Here is a 15,428-nt window from a genome sequence, read left to right on the forward strand (position 1 = left end):
CATTTCCTCCTCAACGCTATAGGCTGTATGGCTTGAGATAGAGCGGTTTTGTAGGACAATCCGACCAAAATTGCGCTTGTTTGCGCGATCTTGCAAAAAGTCCGGTCAGCAGGCGACCTGATTCAGTGGCGCAACACAGGTCTGCCAGGCATCGGCGAAGTCCCGCAGACGTCCTTGTGGCTGGAAGATCTGCTTCCAGATACGAGCCATGCCGACCAGGTCATCGGCTTCGGGGAGCGGGGTGTTCTGCTCTTCTACCAGCAGCCAGGCGATGGCGGTGGCGTAACGCAGGTTGACGGTCAGTTCCAGATGCGGCCCGCTGAGGAATGCATGCTGGCTGGCCAGGCCGCGAACCAGGCTGGCGCGTTCCGGGTCCAGGGCCAGGTAGTGGTCCCAGAGTGCCTGGTGGCGGGGTTCGGCGATGCGGTAGAGGCCGTGGCCTCTGCGGTCGTGCAGGGCGGAGCCGAGGGCGGATTGACTGGCGGCGATGCCTAGCAGCAATGATTCTGCGGTGCGACTGTGATTGCCCAGATAGATCAGGGTCGGGCGGATCACGTAGCGGCACAGTTCGCTGGCGGCGATACCCATAAAGCCCTCGAAGCGTGAAGTGGCCGGCGAGGCCTGATGGGGGAGCTTGGCAGCGATGGATCGGTCAGGCTCGCCGGAAGCGGATCATGCCGCTTGAGTTGAAGTGTAGTGTCATATCGTTGCTGTAAAGGCCTGTTTTTAAAATATTTCCGGCTTCCTGTTATAACCGTTATACCGGATGGTGCTTTAGCCGAAGGCGGGAAAATCGAAATAACAGGTAATAAAAAGCCCCGCTACTCAGGCGGGGCTTCGGGTTTTCAGCGCTCTGGCGTCTCAGGCGGTCAGGGCCTGACGGGTGCGCTCGATCACCGCTTGCAGCGGCTCGGCGCTGGAATACTGATCGGGGTACAGGCGTTCGCTGTGACGAGCGATACCGTGTTCGTTGACCAGGGTGAAGCTGAAGCAGCCTTTGCGAGCGGCCATGATCAGGCAGTTCATTGGAGCAAAAGCATTGGTAAGGGTGCGAATGGCATCCTGAGTCTGGATTTGAGTAGACATAGTTATTGGGTGTTCCTACAAATGACACGGTTAAGAACCGTGCAACGTTAAAACGTTCCAGTAACGCCGACCACCATTGGTCGAACGAAGAACCCGACTGGAACAAAGCAGCCAGTTGGAAGCGCTTTATCAAGTGCGCGCTAGGGCTGGCAGGTAGGTACTTAGGAGGGCAGGCAATCACAGCAGGGGTTAAGGTTCTGGGCCCCAGGTGAAGATCCTGATCAATTTGCAGGTTGGTTCGGTCAGAGTAAAAAGGGCTTCGCGACATCCTTTGCAATGTGTTCAAAGGCAGTGTCGGCGAAAGCTTTACCTGGAAACCAGCGAGGTGGTCGATCCCATGTAGTCGGTAGAAACTTCTCTTCAGGGAAGCTGAACCGGGGGACTTGTTCGACCAGAATTGACTTTCAGCTTGGTACTAACGCTGTGGATGATAACGGATTGATGTAGCTGGTGCAAGTGTGTTAGGCAAAATGGTTATGAGCGTCACAGGGGCGAGGTCGTGAACGAGGCAGGCCGGCCTTTCCACCGTAGTTGAGCAGAAAGTTGTTACTGGAGCTTTGGTCTTCGCTGCCGTTCTCCCGTGAACGGGCGAAGAAGGTGCACCGATATAACCGGATCAAGGGCACTTGTGCACAATAGTTGCGCGGACTGTCACCGGCCTGTCACCTCACCTGTCGGGCCCTCCAATGCCTGCGATGAAAATTTAAGTCAATGAAAAACATCGGTTTTTTTTACTGGTGAAAAAATCGTCAGTTTGACTGCGGGCCCCGTCCCATGCGGCTTTCGGAGACTTGTAGGGCGGTTGTCCACTGAGTTATCCACAGCTTCTGTGGATTGTCCCAAGCGCTTGCTCTAGCACGGGCGTGCCGAGTTTTTTCGACTTTACGCGTGTGAAAAAAGGAGTAGAGTGGCGCGCCTTCCGATCTGCCCTACAGTGCTTTATGAAGTTTCGCTCAGTGTCACCTTCTGTTACCTCTGCCTCTTCCAGTGTTACCGAGCCCAAGCGTTTTTCGTTACGTGTGGCCATGTGGCTGCTCGACAGCCCGCGCCTGGGTGATAACCGGAACGTCAAGCACTTTGCCGGGCATTTGCTCAAGCAGCCTGCCCGGGAAGGGGTAGTGGCGGCGCAGAGCCGTCTCGGCCAACTGATGTGCCGCGAATGCGGCAACGCCCGCGATCGGCGGATCGGTCATGACCTGCTGCGCCAGGCGGCACGGGCTGGCGATCGCCGCGCCCAGCTGGAGCTTGGCCAGATCGAAGACTGAGCTGTCCAAGCCTCGGTCCCTTGGTTAACCTTCAAGCTTTATTTCACTGTCTGGAGTGGCTATGGCTATGGACTTGACCAGCGTACTGCTCGGTCTGGCAGGCGCGGCATTGCCCTTGGTGGCGCTCGCCTGGCAACTGCAACGCCGTCTGAGCTCCCGCCAAACCGAACTGTCCCTGCTGGAGGAACGCCTGGCCACGGCGTTGTTGGCGCAGGATGGCTTGAACGCCCAACTGGATGCCTGTCGCGACGAGATCAGCGACCTGGGCCAGGCCAATGCCGTGAAGCAGGCCGACCTGGCGGCGGTGCGCCGAGAAGTCGAGTTGTTGCAGATCGAGCGCGACAACGCCCGTGATGCCGCCCACGCCTGGAACCTTGAACGGACCAACAAGGAAGCTGAACTGCGGCGCCTGGACGCCCAGGCCGCGTCATTGAATGCCGAGTTGCGCGAGCAGCAGGAAAGCCACCAGCAGCGCCTGAGCGACCTGCAAGGCTCGCGGGACGAGCTGCGGGCGCAGTTCGCCGAGCTGGCGGGCAAGATCTTCGACGAGCGTGAGCAGCGTTTTGCCGAGAACAGCCAGCAGCGTCTCGGACAATTGCTCGACCCGCTCAAGGAGCGCATCCAGTCCTTCGAGAAGCGGGTCGAAGAGAGTTATCAGGCCGAAGCGCGCGAGCGTTTTTCCCTCGGCAAGGAGCTCGAGCGCCTGCAACAGCTGAACCTGCGCTTGAGCGACGAGGCGACCAACCTGACCCGTGCGCTCAAGGGCCAGAAAACCCAGGGCAACTGGGGCGAGCTGATTCTCGAGCGGGTACTGGAGCATGCCGGCCTGGAGAAGGGCCGTGAGTACCAGACCCAGGTCAGCCTCAAAGGGCCCGACGGCGAGCGTTTCCAGCCCGACGTGCTGATCATGCTGCCCGGCGACAAGCAGGTGGTGGTGGACTCCAAGGTCAGCCTGACCGCCTACCAGCAGTTTGTCGCGGCGGACGATGAAGTGATCGGCCAGGCGGCGCTGAAGCAGCACGTACTGTCCTTGCGCAATCACGTCAAAGGCCTGGCCGGTAAGGATTACAAGCGTCTGGAAGGCTTGCACAGCCTGGATTTCGTGTTGCTCTTCGTGCCCATCGAGGCAGCTTTTTCCGCTGCCTTGCAAGCCGAGCCCAACCTGTTCCAGGAAGCCTTCGACCGCAATATCGTGATCGTCAGCCCGACCACCTTGCTGGCTACCCTGCGAGTGATCGACAGCCTGTGGAAGCAGGAGCGGCAGAGCCAGAACGCCCGGGAAATCGCCGAGCGCGCCGGTTGGCTGTACGACAAGTTCGTGTTGTTCATTCAGGATCTGGATGAAGTCGGCAATCGTCTGCAGCAACTGGACAAGGCCTACAGCGCCGCGCGCAACAAGCTGACCGAGGGGCGTGGCAACCTGGTCAGCCGCAGCGAGCAACTGCGGTTGCTCGGGGCGCGTGCCAGCAAGAGCCTGCCGGCGGACCTGCTGGAGCGGGCGATGACCGATGCCGACGGCGCGTTGCTTGAACTGCCGGATTGATTCGAGAGCGGGCTATCAGAGCGGCAGGTGCCGGCTCAGCAGCGCCCGCAACGCCGCGGGCTTCACCGGCTTGGCCAGGTAGTCCAGCCCAGCGGCGTGCACCTCGGCGACCATCTCGGGGCGCCCGTCGGCGCTGATCACCACGCCTGGCACCGGGTCACCCAACTGGGTACGCAGCCAGGCCATGACCTCGGTGCCGGTTTCGCCATCGTCCAGGTGATAGTCCACCAATGCCAGTTGCGGGCGCACGCCATCATTGAGCAGCGCCGCGCATTCTTCGCGGTTACGCGCGGTCCAGACCTGGCAGCCCCAGCGGCTGAGCAGGCTGTTCATGCCGATCAGGATGCTGTCTTCGTTGTCGACACACAGTACCTGGGCGCCGGACAGCAGATGGCCGTTAAGTTCGGCCACTTGCCTCGGTGCGCTGACGGCCGCCTTGGCCAAAGGCACGCTGACACTGAAGACGCTGCCCTTGCCCGGCCAGGAGCGTACTTGCAGGCCGTGACCGAGCACGCGACACAGCCCGTCGGCGATCGCCAACCCGAGGCCCAGGCCTTTTTCGGCGCGGGTCTGGTGGCTGTCGAGGCGTTTGAATTCTTCGAAGATCACTTGCTGCTTATCCAGTGGAATCCCCGGTCCACGGTCCCAGACTTCCAGGCACAGCTGATTGCCGCGGCGGCGCACGCCCAGCAACACAGGCCCCTTGGCGTAACGGAAGGCATTGGTCAGGAAATTCTGCAGAACCCGACGCAGTAGCTTGATGTCGCTGTCGACCCTGAGGCGGCTGCCGCGCAGGCGGAATTTCAAGCCTTGCTCCTGGGCCAGCACCTTGAATTCAGCCCCCAGGGTATCGAACAGTTCGTTGAGCACGAACGGCTTGCGCTCCGGATTGATCTTGCCGTTTTCCAGGCGGGAGATGTCCAGCAGGTCGCTGATCAGGTCTTCGGCAGAGCGCAGGGAGCTGTCCAGGTGCTGGACCAATTGCTGGGCTTCGGCGGACAAACCGTCGTCCTGGTGGGAGAGGGCGGCAGAGAACAGCCGGGCGGCATTCAGTGGTTGCATCAGGTCGTGACTGACCGCCGCCAGGAAACGCGTCTTGGACTGGTTGGCGGCCTCGGCGGTGCCCTTGGCCTCGGTCAGCGCGGCGTTCAGTTGCGACAGTTCGTGGGTCCGCTCGGCGACCCGCTGCTCCAGGCCTTCGTTGGCTTCAGTGAGGGCCTGTTCGGCCTCGCGGAACGGGGTGATGTCGGTGAAACTCATGACAAAGCCGCCGCCGGGCATCGGGTTGCCGATCAACTCGATCACCCGGCCATTGGGGAACAGCCGTTCGGAGGTGTGGGCGCGGCCCTGACGCATCCAGTGCAGGCGGCGGGCGACATGCACTTCGGCCTCGCCCGGCCCGCACAGGCCTCGTTCGGCGTTATGGCGGATGATGTCGGCGATCGGCCGGCCGACGCTGATCAGCCCGTCGGGGTAGTTGAACAGCTCCAGGTAGCGACGGTTCCAGGCCACCAGCCTGAGGGACTGGTCGACCACGCTGATGCCCTGGCTGATGTTCTCGATCGCCCCTTGCAGCAAGGCCCGGTTGAATTGCAGCACTTCCGAGGCTTCGTCGGCGATGCGCACCACGTCTTCGAGCTGCATCTCCCGCCCTTCGATGGCGGCCTTGACCACCGCGCGGGTGGACGATGCGCCGAGCACGCCGGCCAGCAGGCGTTCGGTGTGGGCGATCCATTCGCCGTCGGCGTTCTGGTTGGGGTTGAAGCCTTTGCCCTGGCGGTAGGCAAAGCGGATGAAGCTCTGGCGGGCCCGTTCTTCCCCGACAAATCGCGCGGCGAGCTTGAGCAGGTCGTCGATCTGCACCGAGAGCATCGATCGAGAGCTGGGGCGGCCGCTGATTTCCTGACCGATGAAGCGCCCGGCCTGCCAGTGCTCCGAAACCCGGGTACGCGACAGTACCGAGACCCAGGCGAACAGGGTGAAGTTGCCGGCCAGCGACAGCACCACACCTTGGGTCAAGGGTGTGATCGGCAGGTTCAGCGGGTTGCCGTGCAGCCAGGCCAGGCCCGGGAAGCTGCTCAGCGACCAGCCCAGGCTGTGGGCGGCGATCGGCAGGACCAGGGTGTAGAACCACAGGAAAGTACCGGCCGCCAATCCGGCGAAGACGCCGCGGCGGTTGGCCTGCTTCCAGTACAGCGCGCCGAGCATGGCCGGGGCCAGTTGGGTCACCGCGGCGAAGGCGATCTGGCCGATGGTCGCCAGGCTCGCGGTGGAGCCCAGCAGGCGGTAGCTGACATAGGCCAGCAGCAGGATGACCACGATGCTGACCCGGCGCACCGAGAGCATCCAGTGGCGGAACACTTCGAAGGGCCGTTCGGCACTCTGCCGGCGCAGCAGCCAGGGCAGCAGCATGTCGTTGGAGACCATGGTCGACAGGGCCACGCTGGCGACGATCACCATGCCGGTGGCGGCCGACGCGCCGCCGATGAAGGCCAGCACGGCCAGGGCCGGATGGGCCTGGGCCAGGGGCAGGCTGATGACGAACGAATCCGGCAGCACCGAGCTGGGCAGCAGCATCTGCCCGGCCAGGGCGATCGGTACCACGAACAGCGCGGCCAGGGCCAGGTAGGCGGGAAACACCCACTTGGCCAGGCGCAGGTCCTGGGGTTCGATGTTCTCCACCACGGTGACGTGGAACTGCCGCGGCAGGCAGATGATCGCCATCATGGCGACGCCGGTCTGCACCACCATCGACGGCCAGTTGATGGTTTCTTCCCAGTACTGCTCCAGGCGCGGGGCGAGCATGGCCTGGCTGAACAGGTCGTCGAAACCGTCGTACAGGCCATAGGTGACAAAGGCGCCGACCGCGAGAAAGGCCAGCAGCTTGACCAGGGATTCGAAGGCAATCGCCAGCACCATGCCGCGGTGGTGCTCGGTGGCGTCGAGGTTGCGGGTACCGAAGACGATGGTGAACAGCGCCAGGATCAGCGACACGATCAGCGCCGTGTCCTGGGCGCGGGTGCCCATGGTATCGGCACCCGCGCCGATCAGCAGGTCCACGCCAAGCACGATGCCCTTGAGCTGCAGGGCAATATAAGGAAGCACGCCGACCAGGCAGATCAGCGCCACCACCACCGCCAGGGTCTGGGACTTGCCGTAGCGCGCGGCGATGAAGTCGGCGATGGAGGTGATGTTTTCCTGCTTGCTGATCATCACCATCTTTTGCAGGACCCAGGGCGCGAGTACCAGCAGCAGGATCGGCCCCAGGTAGATTGGCAAGAACGACCAGAGTTGCTCGGCGGCCTGGCCGACGGCGCCGAAGAAGGTCCAGCTGGTGCAATACACCGCCAGCGACAGGCTGTACACCCAGGCACGCACCCGCGGCGGCAAGGGCGCGCTGCGACGGTCACCGTAAAAGGCGATGGCGAACATGATGGCCATATAGGCCAGGGCGACGATGGCGATCAGCCCGCTGGACAGCGACATGGAAACTCCGAACATAAAGGCGCGCCGGGCGCTTCAACCCGGTCAGACAGTCTCGCACGATGTTCGGGGTTCGTCAGTGTCGACCAAGGTATTGGCGCGGCCAGGTGTCGCAGGGGGAAGAGGGCTGCCTGTCAGGTTTTATCGCGGAAGGCGCGCGCCTATGGAAGGTGGCTCGGAACCGGTCGGCGCGAGAGCGGCCTCAAGGCCGCAGCGCGATGTCGATCAGTTCATGCAGTTCCTGCACTTCAAGCGGTTGCGCGGCGAACAGGATGCGGAACACCGTTGGCGCCACCAGCATGTTCAACAGCCGGTCGATGCTGGGCAGGGCCGCTTCGCTGTGCCGGTGACGGTCGAGGATGATCTGCAATTGCCCGCTGAGAATGCTCACGCAATAGCCGGGCGTGCTGCTGCATTGCACGTCGCGCATCATGTTGCGCCCGGGTTCGGAGCTCATTTCGTCGAGGTACTGTTCGGCCCAGGCCCGCAGGTCGCCGCGCAGGCTGCCGGTGGCGGCCGGTTCGCTGTCCGGGCGCATGCGTTCCAGGGCTACATCCGCCAGCAGTGCCGACAGGTCGCCCCAGCGCCGGTAGATGGTCGAGGGCGTAACGCCGGCGCGGATGGCGATTTGCGGCACGGTCAGGGTCGAGCGCTCCTGTTCTTCGAGGAGTTTCCTGACTGCCGAGTGGATGGATTCCTGCACCCGGGCACTGCGCCCGCCCGGGCGTAAACCTTCTTTAATAGCCATGGATCGAACCTTAACACAAAGAATTTGCTTTAAGAGCGAGGCGGCAGCACACTCCGCAAAAGCAAAAAATTAGCTTTAATGGAGCGTGCCCATGTCCAGTAGTGTCGACTCTTCACGGTCAAACCGTTCCAGACTGTTGTTTCTGGCGATCACCTTACTCAGTTTTCTCGCCGCTTCCAGTGTGCCGACGCCGATGTATCACCTGTATCAGGAGGTGCTGCAATTCTCGTCGGCGACCTTGACCCTGATCTTCGGCGTCTACGCCTTGAGCCTGCTGGCGGCGCTGCTGACCGTCGGCTCGCTTTCGGATTATCTGGGACGCAAGCCGGTGATCTTCGTGGCGTTGCTGCTGGACATACTGGCGATGCTGCTGTTCATCCAGGCCGACAGCGTGGCCTGGCTGATTGCTGCCCGGGTGATGCAGGGCTTCGCCACCGGCATGGCCACCAGTGTGCTGGGGGCGGCGCTGCTGGATACCGACCGCCAGCAGGGGCCGTTGGTCAACAGCGTGGCGCCCTTGCTGGGCATGGCGTGCGGGGCGATGGGCAGTGGCTTGCTGGTGGAATATGCGCCGTTGCCGCTGCAACTGGCCTACTGGTTGCTGCTGGGGCTGTTTGTCGCCCAGGCGCTGTACGTCTGGCGTTTGCCGGAGACGGTCACTGCCCAGGCCGGTGTCTGGGCTTCCCTGCGGCCCTCGCTGCATGTACCGCCCCAGGCGCGACGGGCGCTGTGGTTGGCGTTACCGGTGGATGTGGCGGTGTGGGCCGTGGGCGGGTTCTTTCTGTCATTGGCGCCATCGCTGGTGCGCGCTGCGACGGGCTCGACCTCGAACCTGATCGGCGGCGGCCTGGTGGCGGTGCTGACGCTGAGCGGTGCCCTGATGATTGTTTCCCTGCGCCATCGTCCGGCCGACAAGGTTTTGCGGTTGGGCGCGAGCCTGTTGGCCGTCGGCATCAGCCTAATTCTCATCGCCGTGCATACCGCCAGCCTGCCGCTGTTCTTCCTTGGCACCCTGGTCACGGGCGGAGGTTTTGGCTCCGGGTTCCTCGGCGCTCTGCGCAGTGTGATGCCGCTGGCCTTGCCCCATGAGCGGGCGGGGTTGATGTCGGCGTTTTATGTCCTGAGTTATCTGGCGTTCTGCCTGCCATCCCTGTTGGCGGGAAACCTGACGCGCAGTTTCGGCCTGATCGCGACCACCGATGGTTATGGCGCGGTGTTGATCCTGTTGTCCCTTGGCGCTTTGCTGGGGTTGCTGCGTCAGCGAACCGCCAAGGCCTGTGTCGCCCAGGAAAGTTGAGCGCGACGCGGGTGCCGATGGTTGAAGTGCAGACAGTGTCTAGCCCTTTTATTTATAAAATAGATAACAGATAGAGAAATTACCCGTTATATAGATATTCGATCCGGTTCTACCATGGGCTCCACCTCATCGGAGGACAGGAGATCACACCATGACATGCCCCAATACCCTCAGAACCGGACGGCCCTTGAGCCAGCTGCAACATCCTCGCGAAGCCATCCGCCATTTCACCCCCAACTGGTTCGCGGCCACCATGGGCACCGGCGTGCTGGCTCTGGCGCTGGCCCAGTTGCCGCTGCGGATCCCGGGCCTGCACCTGTTGGCCGAGGGACTGTGGCTGTTCACCATCGGGCTGTTCGTAGTGTTCAGCGCGGCCTATGCGGCACGCTGGGTAATGTTCTTCGACGAAGCCCGGCGGATTTTCGGGCATTCCACGGTCTCGATGTTCTTCGGCACCATCCCCATGGGCCTGGCCACCATCATCAACGGTTTCCTGCTGTTCGGCGTACCGCGCTGGGGTGACGGCGTGGTGCAGTTGGCCGAGCTGCTGTGGTGGCTGGATGTGGCGCTGTCGCTGGCTTGCGGGGTGTTGATTCCCTACATGATGTTCACCCGCCAGGAGCACCGTATCGACCAGATGACCGCGGTCTGGCTATTGCCGGTGGTCGCGGCCGAAGTCGCTGCCGCCAGTGGCGGGCTGCTGGCGCCGCATCTGGTGGACGCGCATTCGCAACTGGTGATGCTGGTGACCAGCTATGTGCTCTGGGCCTTCTCGCTGCCGGTGGCTTTCAGCATCCTGACCATTCTCCTGCTGCGCATGGCCTTGCATAAGCTGCCTCACGAAAGCATGGCTGCCTCGAGCTGGCTGGCCCTGGGGCCGATCGGCACGGGGGCCCTGGGCATGTTGCTGCTGGGCGCGGACGCTCCAGCGATCTTCGCCGCCAACGGCATGGCCGCAATGGGCGAAATCGCCGAGGGCCTGGGCCTGGTGGCCGGTATCACCCTGTGGGGTTTCGGCCTGTGGTGGATGCTGACGGCGCTGCTGATCACCCTGCGTTACCTGCGCGACGGCATTCCGTTCAACCTCGGCTGGTGGGGGTTCACCTTCCCGCTGGGGGTCTATGCCCTGACCACCCTGAAACTGGCCGCTACCCTGAACCTGACGTTTTTCGCGGTGTTCGGCAGCCTGTTGGTCCTGGCGCTGGCACTGATGTGGCTGTTGGTGGGCAAGCGCACGCTGCTGGGCGCTTATCGGGGTGAGTTGTTCGTTTCGCCTTGCATCGCAGGATTAGCGAAATAATCCGCGAACTTTAGGTAAGGTTGTGGCCTGGATCGAAGATCGATAATCCAATAACAGCATCCAAGCCACTCAGGGACATGGAAGATGAGTCACCCCTCACAGTTCACCTTGCTTCGTACGCGGCGTTTCCTGCCGTTCTTCATTACCCAGTCCCTCGGTGCGTTCAACGACAACATCTTCAAGCAGTCGCTGATCCTCGCCATTCTCTACAAGCTGGCCATCGAGGGTGACCGCTCGATCTGGGTCAACCTCTGCGCCTTGCTGTTTATCCTGCCGTTCTTCCTGTTCTCGGCGCTGGCCGGGCAATTCGGCGAGAAGTTCGCCAAGGATGCGTTGATCCGCCTGATCAAGCTCGGCGAGATCGTGATCATGGCCGTGGGGGCGGTGGGGTTTGTCTTCGATCACCTGTCGCTGATGCTGCTGGCGCTGTTCGCCATGGGCACCCACTCGGCGCTGTTCGGCCCGGTGAAATATTCGATCCTGCCCCAGGCGCTACGAGAGGAAGAGCTGGTGGGGGGCAACGGCCTGGTGGAAATGGGCACTTTCCTGGCGATTCTCGCTGGCACCATAGGCGCCGGGATCATGATGTCCTCCGCCCATTACGCACCGATTGTCTCGACGGCGATCATTGCTGTCGCCGTGCTTGGTTACCTCGCCAGCCGGGGCATCCCCCGGGCTGCGGCGGCCACCCCGGACATGCGTCTGAACTGGAACATCTTCAGCCAGTCCTGGGCCACCCTGCGCCTGGGCCTAGGGCAGACGCCGGCCGTGTCGCGCTCGATCGTCGGCAACTCGTGGTTCTGGTTTGTCGGGGCGATCTACCTGACGCAGATTCCGGCCTATGCCAAGGAGTGGATGCACGGCGACGAGACAGTGGTCACGCTGATCCTCACGGTGTTCTCGGTGGGCATCGCCGCCGGTTCCATGCTGTGCGAGAAACTCTCGGGGCGTAAGGTCGAGATCGGCCTGGTACCTTTTGGCTCGTTCGGCCTGACGGTGTTCGGTCTGCTGCTGTGGTGGCATTCCGGCGGGATCCCGCCAAGCGAGGCGGGGTACAGCTGGCTCGAGGTACTCGGTCATGGCCATGCCTGGTGGGTGCTGATCGATATTCTCGGCCTGGGCATCTTCGGTGGTTTCTACATCGTGCCGCTGTATGCACTGATTCAGTCGCGGACCCCGGAGAACGAGCGGGCGCGGGTGATTGCCGCGAACAACATTCTCAACGCGCTGTTCATGGTGGTGTCGGCGATTGTCTCGATCGTCTTGCTGAGCCTGGCCAAACTGTCGATCCCGCAGCTGTTCCTGGTGGTGTCGCTGCTGAACATCGCGGTCAACGCCTACATCTTCAAGATCGTCCCCGAGTTCAGCATGCGTTTCATGATCTGGCTGCTCAGCCATTCCATGTATCGGGTCGAGCACCGCAACCTGGAGGCGATCCCGGACGAAGGCGCGGCGTTGCTGGTATGCAATCACGTGTCCTTCGTCGATGCCTTGCTGATCGGCGGCGCGGTGCGGCGGCCGATTCGTTTCGTGATGTATTACAAGATCTACAACCTGCCGGTGCTCAACTTCATCTTCCGTACCGCCGGGACCATTCCGATTGCCGGGCGCAACGAGGACATCCAGATCTACGAAAGGGCGTTCACCCAGATTGCCCGCTACCTCAAGGATGGCGAGCTGGTGTGTATCTTCCCGGAAGGCAAGCTGACCGCCGATGGCGAGATCAATGAGTTCAAGGGCGGGCTGACGCGGATTCTCGAAGAGACGCCGGTGCCGGTGATTCCGCTGGCGTTGCGGGGGCTGTGGGGCAGCTTTTTCAGCCGCGATCCAAGCAAGGGACTGTTCCGCCGCCTGTGGTCGCGAGTGACCCTGGTGGCGGGTTCGGCCGTGACCGCCGACAGTGCCGAACCGGCCCGTTTGCAAACCCTGGTCGGTGAGCTGCGCGGTAGCGTGCGCTAGGTTTCCAGCGCCTATAAAAGCGCCCACAGAGTTGTGGGCGTTTTGGTTGGGGCGTTTGCTTGTATCAGGCCGCGCTGACCTTCAAGCCGATCAGCCCGGTAATGATCAGCGCCACGCTGGCCAGGCGGAACAGCGCCATGGACTCACCGAACAGAATGATCCCGGCGATCACCGTGCCGACCGCGCCGACCCCGGTCCAGATGGCATAGGCAGTGCCCAGCGGCAGCTCTTTCATGGCCAGCCCCAGCAGGCCGAGGCTGACCGCCATGGCGGCGATGGTCAGGGCGGTGGGGAGAGGGCGACTGAAACCGTCGGTGTACTTGAGGCCGACGGCCCAGCCCACTTCAAACAGGCCGGCGAAAAACAGAATGATCCAGGACATGATGACCTCCATCGATTGACGGGGTCGTCCCCAGATTAATGACTCGATCGAGCCGCGGGGTCGTCCCCGCGTTGCGCAGTATAGTGCCCATCATTAATCCGGGGATCAAGGTTTCTCCTCAGTCGCTCGCCTGCTGGGCAGCCAGTGCGCGGTCGTCCTTTTCGCTCATGCGGCGGAACCAAGTGGAAAGCAGCGCCCCGGAAATGTTGTGCCAGACGCTGAACAATGCGCTCGGCACCGCCGCCAGCGGCGAGAAGTGCGCACTGGCCAGGGCGGCGCCGAGGCCGGAGTTCTGCATGCCGACTTCCAGGGCCAGGGATTTGCGTTGCGCCAACGGCAGCTTGAACAGGCGGCCGGTGAAGTAACCCAGCAGGTAACCGAAGCTGTTATGCAGCATCACCACGGCCATGATCAGCAGGCCGGACTCGGCGATTTTCGCCTGGCTGGCGGCCACCACCGCGGTGACGATGATCACGATGCTGACCACCGACACCAGCGGCAATACCTCCACCGCATGCCGTACCCGGTCGCCAAGCACACGCTGGGCAATCACCCCGAGCACGATCGGCAGCAGTACCACTTGCAGGATCGACCAGAACAACTCCATGAACGAGACCGGCAGCCAGGCTGAGGCCAGCAGCCAGATCAGGGCCGGGGTCAGCAGCGGCGCCAGCAGGGTGGTGACGGCGGCGATCGCCACTGACAGCGCCAGATCGCCGCGGGCCAGCCAGGTCATGACGTTGGACGACGTACCGCTCGGGCAGCAGCCGACCAGGATCACGCCGACGGCGATTTCTGGCGGCAGGTGGAATACCTGGCACAGCAACCAGGCCACGCCCGGCATGATCACGAAGTGCGCGACCACGCCCAGGGCCACACGCCACGGATGGCGCGCGACTTCGGCGAAGTCTTCGAGCTTCAGGGTCAGGCCCATGCCGAACATCACCAGGCCCAGCAGCGGCACGATGGCGCCCTTGAGGCCGATGAACCAGTCCGGCTGCAAGAACGCCACCACCGCGAAAATCAGAACCCAGTAGGCAAAAGTATTGCCGACAAAACGACTTAATGCTGCCAGTGCACGCATGGCCTGTTCCTTCTTATATGAAAACGCCACCGAAAGCGGTGGCGTCTGTGGTGCTCCTGCAGGAGCGAGCGAGTTGGCGATTAGGCCGGAGGCGGCCCGTCGCCAGCAAGCGGGCTGCTACAAGGTTAGATGCCTTGTGGAATCTCTTCGCCACCCAGGGCTTCGAACAGCGCCGGGAGGAAATCGCCGAAGGTCAGCATCATCAGGGTAAAGCTGGCATCCAGCTGGCCGAGGGCTTCGTCGCCACCGTCCTGCTCCGCCTGATCCTGCAGCAGGTCTTCGAACTTCAGGCGCTTGACCGTCATCTTGTCGTCGAGCATGAAGGACAGTTTGTCCTGCCAGGCCAGGGACAATTGGGTGACCACCTTGCCGGTGCTCAGATGTAGCTGGATTTCTTCGCTGGTCAGGTCCTGGCGCTTGCAACGGACGATACCGCCGTCTTCATGGGTGTCGCGCAGCTCGCACTCGTCGAGCACGAAGAAGTCGTCGGCGGCTTGTTGGGTTTTCACCCAGTCGGTCATGATCGCGGTCGGCGCGGTCTTCACGGTCAGCGGACGCACCGGCAGGGTGCCAAGCACTTCGCGCAGGGTGGAGAGCAGGTCTTCGGCGCGTTTCGGGCTGGCCGAGTTGACCAGGATCAGGCCCTGTTTCGGCGCTATGGCGGCGAAAGTCGAGGAGCGGCGGATAAAGGCGCGCGGCAGGAATGCCTGGATGATTTCATCCTTGATCTGATCGCGTTCCTTTTTATAGACCTTGCGCATTTGCTCGGCTTCGATCTCTTCGACCTTTTCCTTGACCGCGTCGCGCACCACGCTGCCAGGCAGAATACGTTCTTCCTTGCGCGCGGCGACCAGCAGGAAGTCCTGGCTGACGTGCACCAGCGGCGCATCTTCGCCTTTGCCGAATGGCGCGACGAAACCGTAAGTGGTCAACTCCTGGCTTGCACATGGACGCGCCAGTTTGGTGGCCAGTGCGGTTTCCAGCGCCTCAGCATCAAAGGGCAGATCTTGGGTCAGGCGATAGATAAGCAGGTTCTTGAACCACATGGGGTGAATCTCTCCTTTATACAAAGGGGGGCATTATTCTCCGCGCAGCTCCATAGGCCAACCCTCCGCTAAGCCTTTGGAAGGCCTGAAAAAATTATTTTAAAAAGTGCTTGCCAGAGTAGGGGGCGCTCCGTAGAATGCGCGCCACACCGAACGTGAAGGGTGATTAGCTCAGCCGGGAGAGCATCTGCCTTACAAGCAGAGGGTCGGCGGTTCGATCCCGTCATCACCCACC

At 62.2% G+C, this 15,428-nt stretch carries 12 protein-coding genes and 1 tRNA gene; 6 read left to right on the top strand and 7 right to left on the bottom strand.

All coding sequences use genetic code 11. The features are described from left to right. Positions 1-105: 105 nt before the first annotated feature. Together AC07PQ_RS20590 and AC07PQ_RS20595 are read right to left on the bottom strand one after the other, a co-directional pair. Complete coding sequence (locus AC07PQ_RS20590; protein WP_007927808.1) at positions 106-588, bottom strand: hypothetical protein; 483 nt, start codon at positions 586-588, stop codon at positions 106-108. A 273-nt stretch (positions 589-861) separates the two neighbouring features. Continuing rightward, the gene (locus tag AC07PQ_RS20595; RefSeq protein ID WP_007927809.1) at positions 862-1,086 is read right to left on the bottom strand and encodes a hypothetical protein; all 225 of its coding nucleotides are present in this window, start codon (positions 1,084-1,086) and stop codon (positions 862-864) included. A gap of 941 nt (positions 1,087-2,027) precedes the next feature. On the opposite strand from AC07PQ_RS20595, the gene AC07PQ_RS20600 reads away from it, so the two are divergent. Together AC07PQ_RS20600 and AC07PQ_RS20605 are read left to right on the top strand one after the other, a co-directional pair. Continuing rightward, positions 2,028-2,351, top strand: coding sequence for an SEL1-like repeat protein (locus AC07PQ_RS20600; RefSeq protein ID WP_037035088.1), 324 nt, complete (start codon positions 2,028-2,030; stop codon positions 2,349-2,351). Between the two features lie 175 nt (positions 2,352-2,526). After that, a complete protein-coding gene (locus AC07PQ_RS20605) occupies positions 2,527-3,894 on the top strand; it encodes a DNA recombination protein RmuC (RefSeq protein WP_162136176.1) in 1,368 nt (455 codons plus the stop codon). 15 nt (positions 3,895-3,909) lie between these two features. Here the strand turns inward: AC07PQ_RS20605 and AC07PQ_RS20610 are convergent, their stop codons facing one another. Both AC07PQ_RS20610 and AC07PQ_RS20615 read right to left on the bottom strand, forming a co-directional pair. Beyond that, the gene (locus tag AC07PQ_RS20610; RefSeq protein WP_007927812.1) at positions 3,910-7,380 is read right to left on the bottom strand and encodes a hybrid sensor histidine kinase/response regulator; all 3,471 of its coding nucleotides are present in this window, start codon (positions 7,378-7,380) and stop codon (positions 3,910-3,912) included. A gap of 199 nt (positions 7,381-7,579) precedes the next feature. After that, the gene (locus AC07PQ_RS20615) at positions 7,580-8,125 is read right to left on the bottom strand and encodes a TetR/AcrR family transcriptional regulator (protein ID WP_493186020.1); all 546 of its coding nucleotides are present in this window, start codon (positions 8,123-8,125) and stop codon (positions 7,580-7,582) included. 91 nt (positions 8,126-8,216) lie between these two features. On the opposite strand from AC07PQ_RS20615, the gene AC07PQ_RS20620 reads away from it, so the two are divergent. From AC07PQ_RS20620 to AC07PQ_RS20630, 3 genes are all read left to right on the top strand, one after another. Then, on the top strand, positions 8,217-9,422 hold the full coding sequence (locus tag AC07PQ_RS20620) for an MFS transporter (protein WP_493186019.1): 1,206 nt from the start codon (positions 8,217-8,219) through the stop codon (positions 9,420-9,422). Positions 9,423-9,573: 151 nt separating this feature from the next. Continuing rightward, positions 9,574-10,722 carry a TDT family transporter gene (locus AC07PQ_RS20625; protein ID WP_493186018.1) on the top strand — a complete coding sequence of 383 codons (1,149 nt, stop codon included), beginning with the start codon at positions 9,574-9,576 and terminating at the stop codon, positions 10,720-10,722. An 84-nt stretch (positions 10,723-10,806) separates the two neighbouring features. Continuing rightward, positions 10,807-12,681, top strand: a complete 1,875-nt coding sequence (locus AC07PQ_RS20630; protein ID WP_493186017.1) for an MFS transporter — start codon at positions 10,807-10,809, stop codon at positions 12,679-12,681. A 64-nt stretch (positions 12,682-12,745) separates the two neighbouring features. Here AC07PQ_RS20630 and sugE read toward each other — a convergent pair whose 3' ends face one another. From sugE to rdgC, 3 genes are all read right to left on the bottom strand, one after another. Further along, the gene (gene sugE, locus AC07PQ_RS20635) at positions 12,746-13,063 is read right to left on the bottom strand and encodes a quaternary ammonium compound efflux SMR transporter SugE (protein WP_007927818.1); all 318 of its coding nucleotides are present in this window, start codon (positions 13,061-13,063) and stop codon (positions 12,746-12,748) included. A gap of 118 nt (positions 13,064-13,181) precedes the next feature. Next, positions 13,182-14,147 (bottom strand): bile acid:sodium symporter family protein, encoded by a 966-nt coding sequence (locus tag AC07PQ_RS20640; protein WP_087092417.1) that lies wholly within the window; start codon positions 14,145-14,147, stop codon positions 13,182-13,184. A 125-nt stretch (positions 14,148-14,272) separates the two neighbouring features. Continuing rightward, a complete protein-coding gene (rdgC, locus tag AC07PQ_RS20645) occupies positions 14,273-15,193 on the bottom strand; it encodes a recombination-associated protein RdgC (protein ID WP_009045083.1) in 921 nt (306 codons plus the stop codon). 160 nt (positions 15,194-15,353) lie between these two features. On the opposite strand from rdgC, the gene AC07PQ_RS20650 reads away from it, so the two are divergent. After that, positions 15,354-15,426 (top strand) — tRNA-Val (locus AC07PQ_RS20650). The last annotated feature ends 2 nt before the right edge of the window (positions 15,427-15,428 follow it).

The sequence above is a fragment of the Pseudomonas sp. GW821-FHT09E12 genome, from assembly GCF_059416085.1.